This is a genomic window from Streptomyces sp. NPDC048442, from assembly GCF_040651475.1.
Lineage (GTDB): Bacteria > Actinomycetota > Actinomycetes > Streptomycetales > Streptomycetaceae > Streptomyces.
The window spans coordinates 219845-237183 of the sequence record NZ_JBEZKB010000008.1 but is presented as its reverse complement, the minus strand read 5'-3'; the positions used below and the strand labels follow the sequence as shown (position 1 = coordinate 237183).

At 65.5% G+C, this 17339-nt stretch carries 30 protein-coding genes; all 30 read right to left on the bottom strand.

Translation table 11 applies throughout. The features are described from left to right. Window positions 1–94: 94 nt before the first annotated feature. Window positions 95–973: a tRNA pseudouridine(38-40) synthase TruA gene (gene truA, locus AB0D18_RS15475; protein WP_362417345.1), complete on the bottom strand. Its 879-nt coding sequence runs from the start codon at window positions 971–973 to the stop codon at window positions 95–97. Between the two features lie 94 nt (window positions 974–1067). Then, window positions 1068–1544: a 50S ribosomal protein L17 gene (gene rplQ / locus AB0D18_RS15470; protein WP_362417342.1), complete on the bottom strand. Its 477-nt coding sequence runs from the start codon at window positions 1542–1544 to the stop codon at window positions 1068–1070. A 121-nt stretch (window positions 1545–1665) separates the two neighbouring features. Further along, the gene (locus AB0D18_RS15465; RefSeq protein ID WP_185028035.1) at window positions 1666–2688 is read right to left on the bottom strand and encodes a DNA-directed RNA polymerase subunit alpha; all 1023 of its coding nucleotides are present in this window, start codon (window positions 2686–2688) and stop codon (window positions 1666–1668) included. A 231-nt stretch (window positions 2689–2919) separates the two neighbouring features. After that, window positions 2920–3324 (bottom strand): 30S ribosomal protein S11, encoded by a 405-nt coding sequence (gene rpsK, locus AB0D18_RS15460; protein WP_003948617.1) that lies wholly within the window; start codon window positions 3322–3324, stop codon window positions 2920–2922. 72 nt (window positions 3325–3396) lie between these two features. Next, window positions 3397–3777 (bottom strand): 30S ribosomal protein S13, encoded by a 381-nt coding sequence (gene rpsM, locus AB0D18_RS15455; protein ID WP_362417338.1) that lies wholly within the window; start codon window positions 3775–3777, stop codon window positions 3397–3399. Between the two features lie 200 nt (window positions 3778–3977). Further along, a complete protein-coding gene (rpmJ, locus tag AB0D18_RS15450; RefSeq protein ID WP_009740505.1) occupies window positions 3978–4091 on the bottom strand; it encodes a 50S ribosomal protein L36 in 114 nt (37 codons plus the stop codon). A gap of 57 nt (window positions 4092–4148) precedes the next feature. Then, window positions 4149–4370 (bottom strand): translation initiation factor IF-1, encoded by a 222-nt coding sequence (gene infA / locus AB0D18_RS15445; protein WP_003956442.1) that lies wholly within the window; start codon window positions 4368–4370, stop codon window positions 4149–4151. A 434-nt stretch (window positions 4371–4804) separates the two neighbouring features. Beyond that, the gene (gene map, locus AB0D18_RS15440; RefSeq protein ID WP_362417332.1) at window positions 4805–5641 is read right to left on the bottom strand and encodes a type I methionyl aminopeptidase; all 837 of its coding nucleotides are present in this window, start codon (window positions 5639–5641) and stop codon (window positions 4805–4807) included. A 154-nt stretch (window positions 5642–5795) separates the two neighbouring features. After that, a complete protein-coding gene (locus AB0D18_RS15435) occupies window positions 5796–6449 on the bottom strand; it encodes an adenylate kinase (RefSeq protein WP_362417329.1) in 654 nt (217 codons plus the stop codon). Then, window positions 6449–7771, bottom strand: a complete 1323-nt coding sequence (gene secY, locus AB0D18_RS15430) for a preprotein translocase subunit SecY (RefSeq protein ID WP_362417326.1) — start codon at window positions 7769–7771, stop codon at window positions 6449–6451. Before secY ends, AB0D18_RS15435 begins: the two co-directional genes overlap by 1 nt. A 223-nt stretch (window positions 7772–7994) precedes the next feature. After that, a complete protein-coding gene (rplO, locus tag AB0D18_RS15425; protein ID WP_362417323.1) occupies window positions 7995–8450 on the bottom strand; it encodes a 50S ribosomal protein L15 in 456 nt (151 codons plus the stop codon). Window position 8451: 1 nt separating this feature from the next. Then, entirely contained in the window at window positions 8452–8634 is a 183-nt protein-coding gene (gene rpmD / locus AB0D18_RS15420; RefSeq protein ID WP_266659719.1) for a 50S ribosomal protein L30, read from the bottom strand. After that, window positions 8634–9236, bottom strand: coding sequence for a 30S ribosomal protein S5 (gene rpsE / locus AB0D18_RS15415; RefSeq protein WP_097866720.1), 603 nt, complete (start codon window positions 9234–9236; stop codon window positions 8634–8636). The genes rpmD and rpsE overlap by 1 nt, the downstream gene beginning before the upstream one ends. 46 nt (window positions 9237–9282) lie before the next feature. Further along, a complete protein-coding gene (gene rplR / locus AB0D18_RS15410) occupies window positions 9283–9666 on the bottom strand; it encodes a 50S ribosomal protein L18 (protein WP_362417319.1) in 384 nt (127 codons plus the stop codon). A 3-nt stretch (window positions 9667–9669) separates the two neighbouring features. Beyond that, window positions 9670–10209 (bottom strand): 50S ribosomal protein L6, encoded by a 540-nt coding sequence (rplF, locus tag AB0D18_RS15405; RefSeq protein ID WP_362417316.1) that lies wholly within the window; start codon window positions 10207–10209, stop codon window positions 9670–9672. Between the two features lie 21 nt (window positions 10210–10230). After that, window positions 10231–10629, bottom strand: a complete 399-nt coding sequence (rpsH, locus tag AB0D18_RS15400) for a 30S ribosomal protein S8 (protein WP_362417313.1) — start codon at window positions 10627–10629, stop codon at window positions 10231–10233. Window positions 10630–10850: 221 nt separating this feature from the next. After that, window positions 10851–11036, bottom strand: coding sequence for a type Z 30S ribosomal protein S14 (locus tag AB0D18_RS15395; RefSeq protein WP_003956452.1), 186 nt, complete (start codon window positions 11034–11036; stop codon window positions 10851–10853). Between the two features lie 5 nt (window positions 11037–11041). Then, window positions 11042–11599 carry a 50S ribosomal protein L5 gene (gene rplE, locus AB0D18_RS15390; RefSeq protein WP_362417310.1) on the bottom strand — a complete coding sequence of 186 codons (558 nt, stop codon included), beginning with the start codon at window positions 11597–11599 and terminating at the stop codon, window positions 11042–11044. Next, window positions 11599–11910, bottom strand: a complete 312-nt coding sequence (gene rplX / locus AB0D18_RS15385) for a 50S ribosomal protein L24 (RefSeq protein WP_189821105.1) — start codon at window positions 11908–11910, stop codon at window positions 11599–11601. Before rplX ends, rplE begins: the two co-directional genes overlap by 1 nt. A gap of 2 nt (window positions 11911–11912) precedes the next feature. After that, a complete protein-coding gene (gene rplN / locus AB0D18_RS15380; RefSeq protein ID WP_003966950.1) occupies window positions 11913–12281 on the bottom strand; it encodes a 50S ribosomal protein L14 in 369 nt (122 codons plus the stop codon). A 98-nt stretch (window positions 12282–12379) separates the two neighbouring features. Further along, entirely contained in the window at window positions 12380–12664 is a 285-nt protein-coding gene (rpsQ, locus tag AB0D18_RS15375; RefSeq protein WP_362417305.1) for a 30S ribosomal protein S17, read from the bottom strand. Further along, window positions 12664–12888 carry a 50S ribosomal protein L29 gene (gene rpmC / locus AB0D18_RS15370; RefSeq protein ID WP_138894199.1) on the bottom strand — a complete coding sequence of 75 codons (225 nt, stop codon included), beginning with the start codon at window positions 12886–12888 and terminating at the stop codon, window positions 12664–12666. Before rpmC ends, rpsQ begins: the two co-directional genes overlap by 1 nt. Next, window positions 12888–13307, bottom strand: a complete 420-nt coding sequence (gene rplP, locus AB0D18_RS15365) for a 50S ribosomal protein L16 (RefSeq protein WP_119286204.1) — start codon at window positions 13305–13307, stop codon at window positions 12888–12890. The genes rpmC and rplP overlap by 1 nt, the downstream gene beginning before the upstream one ends. Before the next feature lie 5 nt (window positions 13308–13312). Continuing rightward, the gene (gene rpsC, locus AB0D18_RS15360; RefSeq protein ID WP_362417301.1) at window positions 13313–14155 is read right to left on the bottom strand and encodes a 30S ribosomal protein S3; all 843 of its coding nucleotides are present in this window, start codon (window positions 14153–14155) and stop codon (window positions 13313–13315) included. Next, complete coding sequence (rplV, locus tag AB0D18_RS15355; RefSeq protein ID WP_026290933.1) at window positions 14155–14502, bottom strand: 50S ribosomal protein L22; 348 nt, start codon at window positions 14500–14502, stop codon at window positions 14155–14157. Before rplV ends, rpsC begins: the two co-directional genes overlap by 1 nt. Window positions 14503–14543: 41 nt before the next feature. Next, a complete protein-coding gene (rpsS, locus tag AB0D18_RS15350; RefSeq protein WP_329118635.1) occupies window positions 14544–14825 on the bottom strand; it encodes a 30S ribosomal protein S19 in 282 nt (93 codons plus the stop codon). A gap of 12 nt (window positions 14826–14837) precedes the next feature. Beyond that, on the bottom strand, window positions 14838–15674 hold the full coding sequence (gene rplB / locus AB0D18_RS15345) for a 50S ribosomal protein L2 (protein WP_362417298.1): 837 nt from the start codon (window positions 15672–15674) through the stop codon (window positions 14838–14840). 40 nt (window positions 15675–15714) lie between these two features. Then, window positions 15715–16038, bottom strand: coding sequence for a 50S ribosomal protein L23 (gene rplW / locus AB0D18_RS15340; protein ID WP_266660492.1), 324 nt, complete (start codon window positions 16036–16038; stop codon window positions 15715–15717). Then, window positions 16035–16685: a 50S ribosomal protein L4 gene (gene rplD / locus AB0D18_RS15335; protein WP_362417295.1), complete on the bottom strand. Its 651-nt coding sequence runs from the start codon at window positions 16683–16685 to the stop codon at window positions 16035–16037. The genes rplW and rplD overlap by 4 nt, the downstream gene beginning before the upstream one ends. Before the next feature lie 7 nt (window positions 16686–16692). Then, on the bottom strand, window positions 16693–17337 hold the full coding sequence (rplC, locus tag AB0D18_RS15330; protein WP_362417292.1) for a 50S ribosomal protein L3: 645 nt from the start codon (window positions 17335–17337) through the stop codon (window positions 16693–16695). Between the last annotated feature and the right edge of the window lie 2 nt (window positions 17338–17339).

The window sequence follows — 17339 nt, the reverse complement described above, 5'->3', positions numbered from 1 at the left end:
TCATCAAAGCCCCCGTACGCCACCTGAATTGATGTCTGAAAACACCATCCCACAGCCCACTGACAATGACCCTGGAGCAGCCGCAGTCACCCCTTCAGCAACAACCGCCCCCGTCTTCCAGCAGTCCCGCCGCCCCCGGCAGCGTCCGCACGTTCCGTGCCTCCACCGCTCGCGCCGCCAGCAACTCGTCCGCCGGATACGCCACTTCCTCCAGCGTCAGGCCGTGCGCCTTCACCACATGCACCGACGAGTCCCGCACCCCCGCCGCCAGCACCTTCGCCGGCCACTCCACCCCCCGGTGTCCGTCGCCCACGTACAGCAGCGCCCCCACCAGCGACCGCACCATGTTGTGGCAGAAGGCATCGGCGCGCACCGTCCCGGTGACCACCCCGTCGGCCCCCCGCTCCCACCACAGCTCCTGGAGCGTACGAATGGTCGTCGCCCCCTCGCGTTTCTTGCAGTACGCCGCGAAGTCGTGCTCCCCGAGCAGCAACGCCGAAGCCGCGTTCATCTTCTCGACGTCCAACTCCCAGTCGTGCCACAGCACATGACTGCGAATCAGCGGGTCGACACCGCCCGGATGATCCGTCACCCGGTACTGGTAGCGCCGCCAGATCGCCGAGAACCGAGCATTGAAGCCCTCCGCCGCCCGAGCCACCTTCCACACCCGCACATCGTGCGGGAGCCGCCCCGCCAGCCGCCGCAGCAGCTTCTCCTCGTGCTCGGCCCACACGTTTTCCGGCAGGTCCACGTGCGCCACCTGCCCACGCGCGTGCACCCCGGAATCGGTCCGCCCGGCCACCGTCAGGTCGTACGTCGTGTCCGACCGCGTCACCGTCCGCAGCGCCGCCTCGATCTCGCCCTGTACGGTCCGCCGCCCGCTGGGCTGCTTGGCCCACCCCGAGAAGTCCTTGCCGTCGTACGAGAGGTCCAGCCGCACCCGTACAAACCCGTCCGCCACCTCGTCAGCCACAACCAACCTCCACGCTCACCCGGAACACACGGAACACAGAACGGGCCCGCCCCCAGAAAAACTGGGAACGGGCCCGTCCAGGTACTGCTGGGTACTACTTGGACTCGTCGCCCTCGGGCTTCGTGTCCTCGACGGCCTCGGTCTTGGCGTCGTCTTCCTTGACCGCGCGCTTCGTGGCAGCCTCGGCCTCGCCGACAGCGTTCTGCTGCACGGTCAGGGCCTCGACCAGCTCGATGATCGCCATCGGGGCGTTGTCGCCACGACGGTTGCCGATCTTCGTGATGCGCGTGTAACCACCGGGGCGGTTCTCGTAACGCGGCGCGATCTCGGTGAAGAGCGTGTGCACGATGCTCTTGTCCGTGATCGTCTGAAGCACCAGGCGACGGTTGTGGATGTCGCCCTTCTTCGCCTTCGTGACGAGACGCTCGGCGACGGGGCGCAGGCGGCGGGCCTTGGCCTCGGTCGTCGTGATGCGGCCGTGCTCGAAGAGCGACTTCGCCAGGTTGGCGAGGAGCAGCTTCTCGTGCGCGGCACTGCCGCCCAGACGGGCACCCTTTGCGGGACGCGGCATGGTGATTCTCCTTGTGTCTGCACCGGCCGTATCAGGTACCGGTGTCAGGGCCCCACGAGCGGACGCTCACGGGCAGTCTGTGCCGGGCGCGCACCTCACAGCGCGCGTCCGGGGGTAACGCTTAGTACTGCTCGGTCTCCACGAAACCGGCATCCGCGTCGTCGTCGGCGCCGAAGGCGTCGGCGGCAGCGGTCGGGTCGAACCCGGGGGGGCTGTCCTTGAGGGCCAGGCCCATGCCGTTGAGCTTCATCTTGACCTCGTCGATCGACTTCGCACCGAAGTTACGAATGTCGAGCAGGTCCGCCTCGGAGCGGGCCACGAGCTCGCCCACCGAGTGGATGCCCTCGCGCTTGAGGCAGTTGTACGACCGAACGGTGAGCTCAAGCTCCTCGATCGGCAGGGCCAGATCGGCGGCCAGGGCGGCGTCCGTCGGGGACGGGCCCATGTCGATGCCCTCGGCGTCGATGTTGAGCTCGCGCGCCAGACCGAACAGCTCGACCAGGGTCTTACCGGCCGACGCCATGGCGTCGCGGGGACGCATGGCCTGCTTGGTCTCGACGTCGACGATCAGCTTGTCGAAGTCGGTGCGCTGCTCGACACGGGTCGCCTCGACCTTGTACGTGACCTTGAGCACCGGGGAGTAGATGGAGTCGACCGGAATGCGACCGATCTCCTGACCCACCTGCTTGTTCTGGACGGCGGAGACGTAGCCGCGACCGCGCTCGACGGTCAGCTCCATCTCCAGCTTGCCCTTGCCGTTCAGCGTCGCCAGCACGAGGTCCGGGTTGTGGACCTCGACACCGGCCGGCGGGGCGATGTCAGCAGCGGTGACCAGGCCGGGACCCTGCTTGCGCAGGTACATCACGACCGGCTCGTCGTGCTCCGAGGAGACGACCAGCTGCTTGATGTTGAGGATGAGGTCGGTGACGTCCTCCTTGACGCCCGGCACGGTGGTGAACTCGTGCAGGACACCGTCGATCCGGATGCTGGTGACAGCGGCACCCGGGATGGACGACAGGAGGGTACGACGCAGGGAGTTACCGAGCGTGTAACCGAAGCCAGGCTCCAGCGGCTCGATCACGAACCGGGAGCGGTACTCGTCGACGACCTCTTCGGTCAGCGACGGACGCTGAGCAATAAGCATGGGGTTCCTTTGTTCTTGGCGCCCACTATTTGACGCCAACTACCACAAGGGTACGGGCGGTACGGCTCCGAAGAGCTGTACCGCCCGAAAACGCAGTCCGGGCGACGAGGAGGTCGGTCTCCACGCCGCCCGCACCACGGTAAAAATCGATGCGACGCCGTAATGGCGGCGAATCACACGCGACGACGCGGTACACCTCCGCTTGCGCAGAGAGAGTCGTCGCGCAGTGGGTCAGACGCGACGACGCTTCGGCGGGCGGCAGCCGTTGTGCGGCGTCGGGGTGACGTCCTGGATCGAACCGACCTCAAGGCCAGTGGCCTGGAGGGAGCGGATCGCGGTCTCGCGGCCGGAGCCCGGACCCTTGACGAAGACGTCAACCTTGCGCATGCCGTGCTCCTGCGCGCGGCGGGCGGCCGACTCGGCGGCCATCTGCGCGGCGAAGGGGGTGGACTTGCGCGAGCCCTTGAAGCCCACGTGGCCCGCGGACGCCCACGAGATCACGTTGCCGGTCGGGTCCGTGATGGACACGATCGTGTTGTTGAACGTGCTCTTGATGTGCGCGTGGCCGTGAGCGACGTTCTTCTTTTCCTTGCGGCGCACCTTCTTGGCAGCGCCCTGACGTCCCTTGGGGGGCATGTCTTACTCCAGATGGAGAGGGAGGTGATCGGTCCTACAGCGAAGACCGCTTGAAAAGCGTCCGGCTGAGGACTACTTCTTGCCCGGCTTCTTCTTACCGGCGATGGCGCGACGCGGGCCCTTGCGGGTACGAGCGTTCGTGCTGGTGCGCTGGCCGTGGACCGGCAGGCCGCGACGGTGGCGCAGACCCTGGTAGCAGCCGATCTCTACCTTGCGGCGGATGTCGGCCTGCACCTCGCGACGGAGGTCACCCTCGGTCTTGAGGTTGGCGTCCACGTACTCGCGGATCTTGACCAGGTCCTCTTCGGCCAGGTCACGAACGCGGGTGTTCGGGTTCACACCGGTGGAGGCGAGGGTTTCCTTCGCCAGGGTGCGGCCGATGCCGAAGACGTAGGTGAGGGCGATCTCCACACGCTTTTCGCGCGGGATGTCAACACCTGAAACGCGTGCCATTCAATGGCTCCAGTTGTTAGTTCGGGGGTCTTCCACAGAGCTGCTCCCGACCGCCGACCCCACTCGATGAATGAGGTGGTACGTCCGGGTCCCCGGCCCCCGCCGGAGGTGCCGCCGGCCACTGGGGCCGGGCGTGCTCTGCGTATGTACGAATTGCTTGCGTCGCGCGAAGAACTGCGAGATGCAGGAAAGGTCGTGCGTCAGCCCTGGCGCTGCTTGTGGCGCAGGTTTTCGCAGATGACCATGACCCGACCGTGACGGCGGATCACCTTGCACTTGTCGCAGATCTTCTTGACGCTCGGCTTGACCTTCATGGGATGTCAGGTTCTCCGGGTCAGTGCCACTAGCCCCCCGGAAGGGGCACGGCAGATCTACTTGTACCGGTAGACGATCCGGCCACGCGTCAGGTCGTATGGAGAAAGCTCCACGACGACCCGGTCATCCGGGAGGATGCGGATGTAGTGCATACGCATCTTGCCGCTGATGTGCGCGAGGACTTTGTGACCGTTCTGCAGTTCCACCTTGAACATTGCGTTCGGGAGGGACTCGATCACGGTGCCCTCGATTTCGATGGCACCTTGCTTCTTGGCCACGCTTCGCCCTTCGAATCGGCTACCTTGATCGACTCTCGCATCCAGAATGCAGGCACACGGATGCACGAGAGCCGACGAGTCAGTCTACGTCAGGCCACTCGAAAAGACGAATCCGTCAAGTTTGCCCAACACTGGTGATCGTTATGCGGCATTCACCCCTCCGGCTCCAAAGCCACAGAGGCCCTACTCACCCTGCGGGGAGGATCCGCCCCGGCCGACAAAGCAGCCTCGGTCCGCCCCCGCCCGGCCTCAGCCCAACGGGTCCGGCGCCGCCGCAATGCCTCACTCCGCCAGCTTCGCCTTGCCGCCGACCCCTTCTCGACGCAGCCCTCGCGGGCTCGGCGCCCGGGGGCGCCTCACATGCTTCGTGCCGCTGCGCCGGCCTCCGACCGCCGAGGACCCGGCCCACCCGACAAAGCAGCCCCGGCCCGGCCTCAGCCCAACGGGTCCGGCGCCGCCGTAATGCCGTACTCCGCCAGCTTCGCCTTGCCGCCGTCGACGGCGGTCAGGACCAGTGGGCCGTTCTCGGTCAGCGCGATGGAGTGCTCCCAGTGCGAGGACCAGGTGCCGTCCGTCGTGATGACCGTCCACTCGTCGGCGAGGACCTCGGTCTGCGCCGTGCCGAGCGAGATCATCGGCTCGATCGCGAGGCAGACACCGGGGACCAGCTTGATGCCCTTGCCACGCTTGCGCGCGACGTAGTTCAGCACGTGCGGGTCCATGTGCATCTCGGAGCCGATGCCGTGCCCGCCGTAGTCCTCGATGATCCCGTACTTGCCGGTGGCCGGCCGCGGCTGGCGGCGGACGTAGCCCTCGATGGACCTGGACACGTCGACCAGCCGGTTGCCCAGCTTCATGGCCGCGATGCCCGCCCACATGGACTCCTCGGTCACCCGGGAGAGCTCCACGAGCTCCGGCGCGTGCCCGCCGCCGACGAAGGCGGTGTACGCGGCGTCGCCGTGCCAGCCGTCGATGATGGCGCCGCAGTCGATGGAGATGATGTCGCCGTCCTTGAGGACGGTCTTCTCGTCCGGGATGCCGTGCACGACGACCTCGTTCACCGAGGTGCAGATGGTGGCCGGGAAGCCGCCGTACCCCAGGAAGTTGGACTTCGCGCCGTGCTCCGCGAGCACCTTGCGGGCAACCTCGTCGAGGTCCTTCGTACTGGCGCCGGGAACGGCCGCCGTACGGGTCGCCGCGTGAATGGCGGCGACGACCAGCCCCGCCTCACGCATCTTCGCGATCTGCTCGGGAGTCTTGATCTCCACCATGGATGTGCCTTCCACGCTCTTCGTTGACTTCGTTTCCACAGTACGGCCGAAACAGCGAGGCCGCGGCGCCCCATGGACACCGCGGCCTTCACCGTCGTACGTATAAAACCCGGCCGGTTAATCTGGCCAGATAAACCCGGGCGCTTTGAGGGGCCTAGGCCGTCTTCTTCAGGGCGTCCATCGCGCGCGCGGTCACCTCGGCGACCTTGCCTTCCGCGGAGAGGGTGACCACCAGGCCCTGCGCCTTGTAGTGGTCGATGATCGGCTCGGTCTGCGTGTGGTAGACGTCGAGCCGCTTGCGCACGGTCTCCTCGGTGTCGTCCGGGCGCTGGTAGAGCTCGCCGCCGCAGACGTCGCAGACGCCCTCGGCCTTCGGCGGGCTGTACGTGGCGTGGAAGACATGAGCGGAATCGTTGCGGCAGATACGCCGGCCGGCGATCCGCTTCACGACCTCGTCCTCCGGGACCTCCAGGTCCAGGACGGCGTCCAGCTTCTGGCCGTCGGCCTCCAGCGCCGCGTCCAGGGCCTCGGCCTGGAAGACGTTGCGCGGGAAGCCGTCCAGCAGGAAACCGTTCTCGGCGTCGCTCTGGCCCATGCGGTCCAGCGCCATGCCGATCGTGACCTCGTCGGGGACCAGATTTCCGGCATCCATGATGGCCTTGGCCTGCTTGCCGAGGGCAGTGCCCTGGCTGATGTTGGCCCGGAAGAGATCACCCGTCGAAATGTGCGGGATCGACAGGTTCGTAGCAAGGAACGCGGCCTGCGTTCCCTTGCCCGCGCCCGGCGGCCCGACGAGGACGATACGCATCAGCGGAGGAACCCTTCGTAATTGCGCTGCTGGAGCTGGCTCTCGATCTGCTTCACGGTCTCCAGACCCACACCCACGATGATGAGGATGCTTGTGCCGCCGAACGGGAAGTCCTGGCTGGCACCGAAGCCGGCCAACGCCATCGTCGGCACGAGAGCGATCAGACCCAGGTACAGCGATCCTGGCCACGTGATGCGATTCAGCACGTAACTCAGGTACTCAGCAGTAGGTCGACCTGCCCGGATGCCCGGGATGAAGCCACCATACTTCTTCATGTTGTCGGCAACTTCCTCGGGGTTGAACGAGATCGCCACATAGAAGAAGGCGAAGAACACGATCAGGAGGAAGTACGTGACGATGTAGTAGGGATGGTCGCCCTTGACCATATTGTTCGAGATCCACTGGGCCCAGGGGGCGGTGGATCCGGAGAACTGGACGATCAGGGCGGGGATGTAGAGCAGCGAAGAAGCGAAGATGACGGGGATGACACCCGCCTGGTTCACCTTCAGCGGGATGTACGTCGAAGTGCCGCCGTACGACTTCCGGCCGATCATGCGCTTCGCGTACTGAACTGGGATACGGCGCTGAGCCTGCTCCACGAACACCACTAGGCCGACCATCGCGAATCCGACCAGGATCACCACGGCGAACTCGATCCAGCCGTCCGCCAGCTTGCCCGACTCCTTGATGGCCCACAGCGATCCGGGGAAGCCCGCGGCGATCGAGATGAACATCAGGATGGACATGCCGTTGCCGATGCCGCGGTCGGTGACGAGCTCACCGAGCCACATCACCATCGCGGTGCCGGCGGTCATCGTGATGACCATGACGGCGGTGGTGAAGATCGACTTGTCCGGGACGATCTGCGAGCGGACCGACTCTGCGCAGGACTGGAAGAGCGCACCCGAGTTTGCGGTGGCCACCAGTCCTGTGCCCTGAAGGATCGCCAGCGCCACGGTCAGATAACGCGTGTACTGCGTGATCTTCGCCGTGCCGGACTGGCCCTCCTTCTTGAGGGCTTCCAGCCGTGGGATCACCACGGTCAGCAGCTGAAGGATGATGCTCGCCGTGATGTACGGCATGATGCCGAGCGCAAAGATCGTGATCTGCAACAGCGCGCCACCACTGAACATGTTGACCAGGCCGAAGAGACCGCCGCCGCCTTCCTTGGCGGAGTCGATGCAGGCCTGCACGTTCTTGTAGTTGACGCCCGGGACAGGAATGTGCGCGCCGAGCCGGAACAGCACAATGATGCCGAGTGTGAAGAGCAGCTTCTTGCGCAGGTCGGGCGTCTTGAACGCCCGGGCGAACGCGGTGAGCACGGTGCCTCCTGCGACCCCCGCGCTACTGCGTCAAGGGTGACGGTATTGAGGATCGACGAATACGTATCAGTCAAGAAACGAGCGACGGGCGTTGTGGGCACACCGCTCGAAAGTTAACAGTGCACGCCACCATACCGGCGGACCATGCCCCCTAGGAACGACCAACCGGGGATGCCCCATATGAGAGGCATCCCCGGTCGGATGTTCAAGCCATCGAGCTGTCTCAGACGAGCTCGGTGACGGTGCCGCCAGCGGCACCGATCTTCTCCTTGGCGGAGGCGGAAACGGCGTCAACCGAAACCTGCAGCGCCACGGAGATCTCGCCCTGGCCCAGGACCTTGACGAGACAGTTGTTACGCACCGCGCCCTTGGCGACCAGGTCGGCCACCGTGACCTCTCCACCCTCGGGGTAGAGAGCGCCGAGCTTGTCCAGGTTCACGACCTGGAACTCGGTGCGGAACGGGTTCTTGAAGCCCTTGAGCTTCGGGAGACGCATGTGGAGGGGCATCTGCCCGCCCTCGAAGCGCTCCGGAATCTGGTAACGGGCCTTCTGGCCCTTGGTACCACGGCCTGCCGTCTTACCCTTCGACGCCTCACCACGACCCACACGGGTCTTGGCGGTCTTGGCGCCCGGAGCCGGACGGAGGTTGTGGACCTTCAGCGGGTTGTTCTCCGCCATGTCAGTCGACCTCCTTGACCGACACGAGGTGGCGGACGGTGTGCACCATTCCGCGGAACTCGGGGCGGTCCTCCTTGACAACCGTGTCGTTCAGGCGCTTGAGCCCGAGCGAACGCAGGGTGTCGCGGTGGTTCTGCTTGCTGCCGATGTACGACTTGGTCTGCGTGATCTCGAGACGGGCCATTACGCACCCGCTCCCGCACGAGCACGAAGCAGCGCTGCCGGAGCGACGTCCTCGAGGGGCAGACCACGGCGAGCCGCGATCTCCTCGGGACGCTGCAGACCCTGAAGGGCGGCAACGGTCGCGTGCACGATGTTGATCGCGTTCGACGAACCGAGCGACTTCGACAGGATGTCGTGCACGCCGGCGCACTCGAGCACGGCACGCACCGGGCCACCGGCGATAACGCCGGTACCGGGGGAAGCCGGCTTGAGCAGGACAACGCCCGCAGCCTTCTCGCCCGTGATCGGGTGAGGGATCGTGCCCTGGATACGCGGGACCTTGAAGAAGCTCTTCTTGGCCTCTTCAACGCCCTTGGCGATGGCCGCGGGAACTTCCTTGGCCTTGCCGTAACCGACACCTACGGTGCCGTCACCGTCTCCGACCACGACGAGCGCGGTGAAGCTGAAGCGACGACCACCCTTGACAACCTTGGCAACGCGGTTGATCGCGACAACGCGCTCAACGTAAGCGGTCTTCTCGGCGGCAGCGCCACCGTCGCGACCCTTCCGGTCCCGCCGCTCGCCGCCACCGGCACCGCTTCCGCGGCGCTGGGGTCCAGCCATTGGATTTACCTCTCTCTGTTACGTCCGTTAGTCCCGGAACCGGGGCTTAGAACTTCAGCCCGGCTTCGCGGGCGGCGTCAGCCAGAGCGGCAATGCGCCCGGCGTACCTGTTGCCACCACGGTCGAACACGACGGTCTCAACGCCGGCAGCCTTCGCACGCTCGGCGACAAGTGCGCCGACCTGCTGGGCCTGGGCGCTCTTGTCGCCCTCGCCGCCGCGGATCGAGGTGTCGAGGGTCGACGCCGAAGCGAGCGTGTGGCCCGCGATGTCGTCGATGACCTGCGCCACGATGTTGCGGTTGGAGCGGGTCACGACCAGGCGAGGACGCTCCGGCGTACCGGAGACGTGCTTGCGAATGCGGACGTGACGACGCTTGATGGCAGCGCGCTTGTACGCGTCACCCTTGGCGATCTTTACACCGTATGCCATGGCTTACTTACCCGCCTTTCCGACCTTGCGGCGGATGACCTCGCCGGCGTACTTGACGCCCTTGGCCTTGTACGGGTCGGGCTTCCGCAGCTTGCGGATGTTAGCGGCGACCTCGCCGACCTTCTGCTTGTCGATGCCCTCGACGCTGAGCTTCGTGGGCGACTCGACCTTGAAGGTGATGCCTTCGGGAGCCTCGATCACGATGGGGTGGCTGTAGCCCAGGGCGAACTCCAGGTTGGAGCCCTTCGCCTGGACGCGGTAACCGACACCGCTGATCTCGAGCGCCTTGCTGTATCCCTGGGTCACGCCGGTGATCATGTTCGCCACCAGCGTGCGGGACAGGCCGTGAAGGGCCTTGTTCTGACGCTCGTCATTGGGGCGGTTGACGTTGAGAACGCCGTCCTCGCCCTTAACAATTTCGATCGGCGCGGCAACAGTGTGCGTGAGGGAGCCCTTGGGACCCTTCACGGCAACCGTGCGGCCGTCGATGGTGACGTCCACACCAGCGGGAACCTGGATGGGGAGCTTGCCGATTCGCGACATGAGCTTTCCTTCCTTTCCCGACTACCAGACGTAGGCGAGGACTTCCCCACCTACGCCCTTCTTGCCTGCCTGCTGGCCGGTCAGAAGACCGTGCGACGTGGAGATGATCGCCACGCCGAGGCCGCCGAGGACCTTGGGCAGGTTGGTGGACTTCGCGTACACGCGCAGACCCGGCTTCGAAATACGCTTGATGCCGGCGATCGAACGCTCGCGGTTCGGACCGAACTTCAGGTCGAGAACGAGGTTCTTGCCGACCTCGGCGTCCTCGACCTTCCAGCCGGTGATGAAGCCCTCCTGCTGGAGGATCTCCGCGATGTGCGACTTGATCTTGCTGTGCGGCATCACGACAGAGTCGTGGTACGCCGAGTTTGCGTTACGCAGACGCGTGAGCATGTCTGCGATGGGATCAGTCATGGTCATGAATTGGCCTTCGGCCTCTCTCGCCGGGGTTTCCTGTATGCGCCATCCCTCTCCCCACTCAGAGGCGGGACGGGTGCGGTGCGGGGACCTACGGCGTAGTAAGTCGTTATGGGCGGCGGGCGCCCAACCCTTCTAGCCTACGGCATTCGGGGTGGGGCTCCCGCCGACCAGATACTTACCGAGAGCCCTGGAAAATCCGTACGCCCAAAGGGCAGTACTGACTACCAGGAGCTCTTGGTCACGCCCGGCAGCTCGCCACGGTGAGCCATCTCACGAAGGCACACGCGGCACAGGCCGAACTTGCGGTACACGGAGTGGGGCCGGCCACAGCGCTGGCAGCGCGTGTAGGCACGCACGCCGAACTTCGGCTTGCGAGCGGCCTTAGCGATCAGAGCCTTCTTCGCCATCTCGGTTACGCCTCCTTGAAGGGGAAGCCGAGGTGACGGAGGAGGGCGCGGCCCTCGTCGTCGTTCGACGCCGTGGTGACCACGGTGATGTCCATTCCCCGGACTCGGTCGATCTTGTCCTGGTCGATCTCGTGGAACATGACCTGCTCCGTGAGACCGAACGTGTAGTTGCCACGGCCGTCGAACTGCTTCGGCGACAGACCACGGAAGTCACGGATACGCGGCAGCGCGAGCGACAGCGTACGGTCCAGGAACTCCCACATGCGGTCACCGCGGAGGGTGACGTGGCAGCCGATCGGCTGACCCTCGCGCAGCTTGAACTGCGCGATGGACTTCCGGGCCTTGGTGACGGCCGGCTTCTGACCCGTGATGGTCGTCAGGTCCTTGATGGCCCCGTCGATCAGCTTCGAGTCACGGGCGGCGTCGCCGACACCCATGTTGACCACGATCTTGACGAGACCGGGGATCTGCATGACGTTCTCGTACGAGAACTCTTCACGCAGCTTGCCCGCGATCTCCTCGCGGTAGCGCAGCTTGAGGCGCGGTGCGGTGGTGGCAGTCATCAGATGTCCTCACCCGTCCGCTTGGCAACGCGGATCTTGTTGCCCTCGTCGTCAAAGCGGTAGCCGACGCGGGTAACGACCTTGTTGCCGTCCTTCTCCACAACCAGCTGAACGTTGCTGACGTGGACCGGAGCCTCGGTCGTCACGATGCCGCCGGCCTGGTTCTGGCCGGCCTTCGTGTGCTTCTTGACCCGGTTGACACCCTCGACCAGGACGCGGTCCTCGCGGGGGAAGGCCTGAACGACCTTGCCCTGCTTGCCCTTGTCCTTACCGGTGATGACCTGAACCAGGTCGCCCTTCTTGATCTTCATGCTTACAGCACCTCCGGCGCGAGCGAGATGATCTTCATGAACTTCTTCTCGCGCAGCTCACGGCCCACCGGGCCGAAGATACGGGTGCCGCGGGGGTCGCCGTCGTTCTTGAGAATGACAGCGGCGTTCTCGTCGAAGCGGATGTACGAGCCATCCTGGCGACGACGCTCCTTGACGGTGCGAACGATGACCGCCTTGACGACGTCACCCTTCTTCACGTTGCCACCGGGGATTGCATCCTTGACGGTGGCGACAATGACGTCACCGATGCCCGCGTAGCGGCGACCCGAGCCACCGAGAACACGGATGGTGAGAATTTCCTTCGCACCCGTGTTGTCGGCGACGCGAAGTCGCGACTCCTGCTGGATCACGTCTATCTCCTGATCGTCTGCCGGTTCCCGGTGGGGCCGTATTGCTACGGCCCCACCGAGCCTGGCGGAACTGCCTAAAGGGAAACCCCTTTAAGGAATTACTTGGCCTTCTCGAGGATCTCGACGATGCGCCAGCGCTTCGAGGCCGACAGCGGACGCGTCTCCATGATGAGGACGCGGTCGCCGATACCGGCAGCGTTGGACTCGTCGTGAGCCTTGAGCTTGTTCGTACGGCGGATGACCTTGCCGTACAGCGCGTGCTTGACGCGGTCCTCGACAGCGACGACGACGGTCTTGTCCATCTTGTCGCTGACGACCAGACCCTCACGGGTCTTGCGGAATCCGCGCTGCTCAGTCGTCTCAGTCACATTCTTCTCGCTCATCAGGCGCTCTCCACCGTCTCGATGCCCAGCTCGCGCTCGCGCATCAGGGTGTAGATCCGGGCGATGTCCTTACGGACGGACTTGAGCCGGCCGTGGTTCTCGAGCTGCCCGGTCGCCGCCTGGAAGCGGAGGTTGAACAGTTCTTCCTTGGCCTCACGGAGCTTCGCGACGAGGTCCTCGTCGTTCAGCTCGCGCAGCTCAGTCGCCTTCGTACCGGCCACCATCACGACTCACCTGCCTCGCGCCGAACAATCCGGCACTTCATCGGAAGCTTGTGAGCAGCGCGGGTAAGCGCCTCACGAGCAATCTTCTCGTTCGGGTAGGACAGCTCGAACATCACCCGACCGGGCTTGACGTTCGCGATCCACCACTCGGGGGAACCCTTACCGGAACCCATGCGGGTCTCGGCGGGCTTCTTGGTGAGCGGACGGTCCGGGTAGATGTTGATCCAGACCTTGCCGCCACGCTTGATGTGGCGGGTCATCGCGATACGAGCCGCTTCGATCTGGCGGTTCGTCACGTAGGCCGGGGTCAGCGCCTGGATGCCGTACTCGCCGAATGCGACCTCAGTACCACCCTTGGCCATACCGCTGCGCTTGGGGTGGTGCTGCTTGCGGTGCTTGACCCTACGAGGGATCAGCATGTCGGTCAGGCCTCCGTTCCGGTGCTCTCGGCCGGAGCAGCGGCGGCGGGAGCGTCGGCCTTGGGGGCCTCGGCTGCCGGCGCGGACTGCTGCGGCTTGCGGCCACGGCCGCCACGCTCGCCACCACGGCCACCACGGGCCGGGCGGTCGGCTGCGCCACCGGCGCCACGGGCCGGGCGGTTACCCGCACGGGCCGCAGCGTTCTCGGCGCGAACCTCGGCGATGTTCTTGACGTCGCCCTTGTAGATCCAGACCTTGACGCCAATACGACCGAAGGTCGTCTTGGCCTCGAAGAAGCCGTAGTCCACGTTCGCGCGGAGCGTGTGCAGCGGCACACGACCCTCGCGGTAGAACTCCGACCGGGACATCTCGGCGCCGCCGAGGCGACCGCCGCACTGGATCTTGATGCCCTTGGCGCCGGCCTTCATGGTGCCCTGCATGCTCTTGCGCATGGCACGACGGAAGGAGACGCGGGAGGAGAGCTGCTCGGCAACGGCCTGGGCAACCAGCTGAGCGTCCATCTCGGGGTTCTTGACCTCGAGGATGTTCAGCTGGACCTGCTTGCCCGTGAGCTTCTCGAGGTCACCGCGGATGCGGTCGGCCTCGGCGCCACGGCGGCCGATGACGATGCCCGGACGAGCGGTGTGGATGTCCACACGCACGCGGTCACGGGTGCGCTCGATCTCCACCTTCGAGATGCCGGCGCGCTCCATGCCGGACGTCATCATCCTGCGGATGGCGACGTCTTCCTTGACGTAGTCCTTGTACAGCTTGTCGGCGTACCAACGGGACTTGAAGTCCGTGGTAATGCCGAGCCGGAACCCGTGCGGGTTTACCTTCTGGCCCATTACCGGGTTCCTTCCTTGCTGCTGACGACCACGGTGATGTGGCTGGTCCGCTTACGGATCCGGTAGGCACGGCCCTGTGCACGCGGACGGAACCGCTTCAGGGTCGGGCCCTCGTCCACGTACGCCTCGCTGATGACCAGCGAAGAAGCGTCCGGGTGGTCGTAGTTGTGTGCAGCGTTGGCGATGGCGCTGTCAAGCACCTTGCCAACCGGCACGCTCGCGGCCTGCGGGGCGAAACGCAGGACCGCCTGAGCCTCCGTGGCATCCATGCCACGGATAAGGTCCACCACTCGGCGGGCCTTCATGGGCGTGACGCGGATGTACCGCGCCTGGGCCCTGGCTTCCATGGTTGTCCCTTCGGTGTCGTTCATAGTCTTCGCACCCCGCCTTAGCGGCGCTTCGACTTGCGGTCGTCCTTGACGTGGCCGCGGAAGGTGCGGGTCGGCGCAAACTCGCCGAGCTTGTGGCCGACCATCGACTCGGTGACGAACACCGGGACGTGGATCTTGCCGTTGTGCACCGCGATGGTGTGACCCAGCATGCTGGGGATGATCATCGAGCGCCGGGACCAGGTCTTGATGACGTTCTTGGAGCCTGCCTCGTTCTGTACGTCCACCTTCTTGACAAGGTGTCCGTCGACGAAAGGCCCCTTCTTGAGACTGCGCGGCATCTAAACCCGCTCCTAGCGCTTCTTGTTCGACTTGCGGCGGCGGACGATGTACTTGCTCGAAGCCTTCTTCGGCGAGCGAGTACGACCTTCCTTCTGACCCCACGGGGAGACCGGGTGGCGACCACCGGAGGTCTTACCCTCACCACCACCGTGCGGGTGGTCGACCGGGTTCATCGCAACACCGCGAACGGTCGGGCGAACGCCCTTCCAGCGCATGCGGCCGGCCTTGCCCCAGTTGATGTTCGACTGCTCGGCGTTGCCGACCTCGCCAATCGTGGCGCGGCAGCGGGCGTCGACCAGGCGGATTTCGCCGGAAGGCATACGAAGGTGGGCCATGACGCCCTCCTTCGCCAGCAGCTGCACGGAGGTACCGGCGGAGCGTGCGAACTTCGCACCGCCACCGGGACGCAGCTCGATGTTGTGGATGGTGGTACCCACCGGGATGTTGCGCAGCGCGAGGTTGTTGCCCGGCTTGATGTCGGCCCCGGGGCCGTTCTCAATCCGGTCACCCTGCGACAGGCCACGCGGGGCGAGGATGTAACGCTTCTCGCCGTCCGCGTAGTGCAGCAGCGCGATGCGCGCGGTGCGGTTCGGGTCGTACTCGATGTGCGCGACCTTGGCCGGCACGCCGTCCTTGTCGTGACGACGGAAGTCGATCACGCGGTAGGCGCGCTTGTGGCCACCACCCTGGTGGCGAACGGTCACACGACCGGCGTTGTTACGGCCGCCCTTGCTGTGCAGAGGGCGGACCAGCGACTTCTCCGGCGTGGACCGCGTGATCTCGACGAAGTCGGCTACGGAGGAGCCACGGCGGCCCGGCGTAGTCGGCTTGTACTTGCGGATTCCCATTTCTCAGTCCTCGTCCGATTTCGGACGATCCAGACCGCCGTCAGGCGGTCGGACCGCCGAAGATGTCGATACGGTCGCCCTCGGCGAGGGTCACGATGGCGCGCTTGGTGTCAGCGCGCTTGCCGAAACCGGTCTTGGTCCGCTTGCGCTTCCCCTGCCGGTTGATCGTGTTGACCCCCGTGACCTTGACCGAGAAGACCGCTTCCACGGCCTGCTTGATCTGGGTCTTGTTGGAGCCGGGCGCGACGATGAACGTGTACTTGTTCTCGTCGAGCAGCGCGTAGCTCTTCTCGGAGACAACCGGCTTGACAAGAATGTCGCGGTGGTCCGTGAAGGTCTTGCTGGTAACGATCGCGGTCATCAGGCGTCGCTCCCTTCGGTCTCATCGGCCTTGGGGCCAGACACGAAGGACTCGAAGGCGGCCTTGGTGAAGACCAGGTCGTCCGAGACGAGCACGTCGTACGTGTTCAGCTGGCCCGGCTCCAGGATGTGCACCTGGGGCAGGTTGCGGGCGGAGAGCCACGCGGCCTCGTCCGAACGCTCGGCAACCAGGAGCACGTGCTTGCGCTCGCTGACCTTGCCCAGCAGGGACTTGGCGGCCTTCGTGGAAACCGCACCGTCGACCACGCCGGTGACGACGTGGATGCGCGCGTTGCGGGCCCGGTCGGTGAGGGCACCGCGCAGAGCGGCGGCCTTCATCTTCTTCGGGGTCCGCTGCGAGTAGTCACGCGGCTGCGGGCCGTGGACGACGCCACCGCCTGCGAACTGCGGGGCGCGGGTCGAACCCTGACGGGCGCGGCCGGTGCCCTTCTGGCGGTACGGCTTGCGACCGCCACCGCGGACTTCGCCGCGACGCTTGGTCTTGTGCGTGCCCTGGCGGGCAGCGGCCAGCTGAGCGACTACGACCTGGTGGATCAGCGGAATGCTGACCTTGGCGTCGAAGATCTCCGAAGGGAGTTCGACGGTCCCGGCCTTGTCACCTGCCGGCGAAAGGATGTCAATGGTGCTCATCGGTTCCTCAAACCCCCTTGGCCGCGGTGCGGACCAGGACGAGGCCACCGTTGGGGCCGGGGACGGCGCCCTTGATGAGCAGCAGACCCTTCTCGGCGTCAACGGCGTGGACGGTCAGGTTCTGGGTGGTGACCCGGTCGTGACCCATGCGACCCGCCATGCGCATGCCCTTGAAGACACGGCCGGGGGTGGCACAGCCACCGATGGAACCAGGCTTGCGGTGCACGCGGTGGGCACCGTGCGAGGCCTTGCCACCGGCGAAGTTGTGACGCTTCATCACACCGGCGAAGCCCTTGCCCTTGCTCGTGCCCGTGACGTCAACCTTGACGCCGGACTCGAACACCTGGGCAGTGATCTCCTGGCCCAGCGTGTACTCGCTGGCATCCGGGGTGCGCAGCTCCACGAGGTGGCGGCGCGGGGTCACGTCGGCCTTGGCGAAGTGACCCTTGAGGGGCTTGTTCACCTTGCGCGGGTCAATCTCGCCGAAGGCGATCTGGACCGACTCGTAGCCGTCGTTGTCGTTCGTACGTACCTGCGTCACGACGCACGGACCGGCCTTGACGACGGTCACCGGGACAACCCGGTTGTTCTCGTCCCAGACCTGGGTCATGCCGAGCTTCTCGCCCAGGACGCCCTTGATGTTCTTGCTCATCT

What these genes read in the sequence shown, in the direction of transcription:
- rplQ (WP_362417342.1), bottom strand. Translation starts at nt 1,544, where the DNA reads ATGCCGCGTCCCGCAAAGGGTGCCCGTCTGGGCGGCAGTGCCGCGCAC.
- AB0D18_RS15465 (WP_185028035.1), bottom strand. Translation starts at nt 2,688, where the DNA reads ATGCTTATTGCTCAGCGTCCGTCGCTGACCGAAGAGGTCGTCGACGAG.
- rpsK (WP_003948617.1), bottom strand. Translation starts at nt 3,324, where the DNA reads ATGCCCCCCAAGGGACGTCAGGGCGCTGCCAAGAAGGTGCGCCGCAAG.
- rpsM (WP_362417338.1), bottom strand. Translation starts at nt 3,777, where the DNA reads ATGGCACGCGTTTCAGGTGTTGACATCCCGCGCGAAAAGCGTGTGGAG.
- rpmJ (WP_009740505.1), bottom strand. Translation starts at nt 4,091, where the DNA reads ATGAAGGTCAAGCCGAGCGTCAAGAAGATCTGCGACAAGTGCAAGGTG.
- map (WP_362417332.1), bottom strand. Translation starts at nt 5,641, where the DNA reads ATGGTGGAGATCAAGACTCCCGAGCAGATCGCGAAGATGCGTGAGGCG.
- AB0D18_RS15435 (WP_362417329.1), bottom strand. Translation starts at nt 6,449, where the DNA reads ATGCGTATCGTCCTCGTCGGGCCGCCGGGCGCGGGCAAGGGAACGCAG.
- rplO (WP_362417323.1), bottom strand. Translation starts at nt 8,450, where the DNA reads ATGGCGGAGAACAACCCGCTGAAGGTCCACAACCTCCGTCCGGCTCCG.
- rpmD (WP_266659719.1), bottom strand. Translation starts at nt 8,634, where the DNA reads ATGGCCCGTCTCGAGATCACGCAGACCAAGTCGTACATCGGCAGCAAG.
- rpsE (WP_097866720.1), bottom strand. Translation starts at nt 9,236, where the DNA reads ATGGCTGGACCCCAGCGCCGCGGAAGCGGTGCCGGTGGCGGCGAGCGG.
- rplR (WP_362417319.1), bottom strand. Translation starts at nt 9,666, where the DNA reads ATGGCATACGGTGTAAAGATCGCCAAGGGTGACGCGTACAAGCGCGCT.
- rplF (WP_362417316.1), bottom strand. Translation starts at nt 10,209, where the DNA reads ATGTCGCGAATCGGCAAGCTCCCCATCCAGGTTCCCGCTGGTGTGGAC.
- rpsH (WP_362417313.1), bottom strand. Translation starts at nt 10,629, where the DNA reads ATGACCATGACTGATCCCATCGCAGACATGCTCACGCGTCTGCGTAAC.
- AB0D18_RS15395 (WP_003956452.1), bottom strand. Translation starts at nt 11,036, where the DNA reads ATGGCGAAGAAGGCTCTGATCGCTAAGGCCGCTCGCAAGCCGAAGTTC.
- rplE (WP_362417310.1), bottom strand. Translation starts at nt 11,599, where the DNA reads ATGACTGCCACCACCGCACCGCGCCTCAAGCTGCGCTACCGCGAGGAG.
- rplX (WP_189821105.1), bottom strand. Translation starts at nt 11,910, where the DNA reads ATGAAGATCAAGAAGGGCGACCTGGTTCAGGTCATCACCGGTAAGGAC.
- rpsQ (WP_362417305.1), bottom strand. Translation starts at nt 12,664, where the DNA reads ATGAGCGAGAAGAATGTGACTGAGACGACTGAGCAGCGCGGATTCCGC.
- rpmC (WP_138894199.1), bottom strand. Translation starts at nt 12,888, where the DNA reads ATGGTGGCCGGTACGAAGGCGACTGAGCTGCGCGAGCTGAACGACGAG.
- rplP (WP_119286204.1), bottom strand. Translation starts at nt 13,307, where the DNA reads ATGCTGATCCCTCGTAGGGTCAAGCACCGCAAGCAGCACCACCCCAAG.
- rpsC (WP_362417301.1), bottom strand. Translation starts at nt 14,155, where the DNA reads ATGGGCCAGAAGGTAAACCCGCACGGGTTCCGGCTCGGCATTACCACG.
- rplV (WP_026290933.1), bottom strand. Translation starts at nt 14,502, where the DNA reads ATGGAAGCCAGGGCCCAGGCGCGGTACATCCGCGTCACGCCCATGAAG.
- rpsS (WP_329118635.1), bottom strand. Translation starts at nt 14,825, where the DNA reads ATGCCGCGCAGTCTCAAGAAGGGGCCTTTCGTCGACGGACACCTTGTC.
- rplB (WP_362417298.1), bottom strand. Translation starts at nt 15,674, where the DNA reads ATGGGAATCCGCAAGTACAAGCCGACTACGCCGGGCCGCCGTGGCTCC.
- rplD (WP_362417295.1), bottom strand. Translation starts at nt 16,685, where the DNA reads ATGAGCACCATTGACATCCTTTCGCCGGCAGGTGACAAGGCCGGGACC.
- rplC (WP_362417292.1), bottom strand. Translation starts at nt 17,337, where the DNA reads ATGAGCAAGAACATCAAGGGCGTCCTGGGCGAGAAGCTCGGCATGACC.